Origin of the sequence: Kitasatospora sp. NPDC058115, from assembly GCF_042884635.1 — a bacterium.
GTDB lineage: Bacteria > Actinomycetota > Actinomycetes > Streptomycetales > Streptomycetaceae > Kitasatospora.
This window is the reverse complement of sequence record NZ_JBHVTL010000068.1, coordinates 1,776-3,294: the sequence shown is the minus strand read 5'-3', so window position 1 is coordinate 3,294 and position 1,519 is coordinate 1,776. Positions and strand designations below refer to the sequence as shown.

Sequence of the window (1,519 nt, the reverse complement as noted above, 5' to 3'; positions counted from 1 at the left end):
CCCGGCCGGGGGCGAGCCTCGCGGAGACCGCGCCGCCCCCCTTCGCCCCCGGGGCGGGGTCCCGTACCGGCCGGAGGCCCCCCACGGACGCGTGGGGGCCCTCCGGCCGTCCGCGGGCCCGACGGGGGCACACCGCCGCGCCCGTCGTCCCGTGCGAGGAACGTCCGAAATCATGCGCCCGGACCATGCGCCCGGAGCGCCGTTCCGCGGCGCCCGTGCCCGCCGTCCCCGCGCGCCGGGCGCGCGGGGACGGGGGCCGCGGGGTCAGTCGTCCGGGTCCTCGTCGTCGTAGACCTCGCTCACGTCGAAGCGGCAGATCAGCAGCTGCGGATCGGCGTGCTCGAAGGGCTCCGGCAGCCACTCCCCCGGCTCGCTCGGCTCGGCGGCCGCCACCCAGAGCGTGGAGTCGGCCTCCTCCAGCCCGAACTCCTCGCTGCGGGCGGCGATCTCGTCCGGCTCGAACTCGCCGAACAGCACGCCGATCGCGGCGTTCACCCCGCCGCCGTCCTCACCCCCGCCGGGGGTCAGCGAGTCGTCCAGCCGCTCCGCCTGGGCGCGCAGCCGCTTCGGGTCGACGACGTGGTAGTCGCGGCGGATCAGCACGCTGATCGCCTCGGGCTGTTCGGGGCCGTGGTACCCGCCCGGGCCCTCGTCGCCGGGGACCTCGAAGGGGGTGACCTCGTCGTAGACCTCGTACAGGAGCTGGTCGTACGCGATGGCCGCCGTCGCGAGCTGCTCGTAGGCGGTGGACACAGCGGAATCGTCCGCTGCGCTGTGGCTTGACACCGCTTCCAGATGACGGTCGATGGCGGCCTTGACCGCCTCGGCGGCGGCGCGTACCTCGGCAATGGTGGGCTGCGCGGCATCAGACATGGAGCAGACGCTATCTCCCCTCGGTGCCGGTACGCACAGCGGTTGTCACCTACACCCGCGATTTCACCGCAACTTCCCCCGCGATGTCCGTTCCGCGTGGTTCTGTCCCCCGGGGTGCCGCCCCGCGGCGCGCGCCCGGCGCCCGCGTGTCCGTCCGCGCGGGCCCGTCCGGGTGCCGCTTCGCCCGGCGCGCCGCGGGTATGCCGACCCCAGGGGCAACGGAACTGATGCGCTGTCAGTGCGACGCGCTCCCGGGCGGCCGAAAATACCCGGGCCCGTTGTCGGAGGCAGGCCGTAGGCTTGCTCGCAGGCGTCCCACAGGAGGAGCGTTTTGACCCCACCGAAGCCCGTCCGGCAGCCGGAGTACGAGTACCAGTCGCTGCGCATGCCGCGCGGAACGTCCCGCAACGCGGCACGCCAACTACTCACCGATCACGCCGAGTACGGGCACTGGGAGCTGGACAGGCTCCGCCTGTTCCCGGACGGCAGCCGCACGGTGCTGCTGCGCCGGCGGATCATCCGGCAGGTCAGGAGCTGGTGACGGCGGACGCGGGGGGGGGCGGCCCCCCCCCCCCCCCGGGGGGGGGGGGGCCCCCCCGCGAAGAAAGCGGGCCCGGCGGGGCGCGGGGGGGGGGGTGGGAGCCCG

At 75.3% G+C, this 1,519-nt stretch carries 2 protein-coding genes; one reads left to right on the top strand and one right to left on the bottom strand.

Going from position 1 to position 1,519, the window contains the following annotated elements; genetic code table 11:
* Positions 1–264 precede the first annotated feature (264 nt).
* Positions 265–873: a hypothetical protein gene (locus tag ACFVVL_RS35330; RefSeq protein WP_380298513.1), complete on the bottom strand. Its 609-nt coding sequence runs from the start codon at positions 871–873 to the stop codon at positions 265–267.
* Between the two features lie 331 nt (positions 874–1,204).
* On the opposite strand from ACFVVL_RS35330, the gene ACFVVL_RS35325 reads away from it, so the two are divergent.
* Positions 1,205–1,414 (top strand): DUF5703 family protein, encoded by a 210-nt coding sequence (locus ACFVVL_RS35325; protein ID WP_037846781.1) that lies wholly within the window; start codon positions 1,205–1,207, stop codon positions 1,412–1,414.
* Positions 1,415–1,519 lie beyond the last annotated feature (105 nt).

What these genes read in the sequence shown, in the direction of transcription:
- ACFVVL_RS35330 (WP_380298513.1), bottom strand. Translation starts at nt 873, where the DNA reads ATGTCTGATGCCGCGCAGCCCACCATTGCCGAGGTACGCGCCGCCGCC.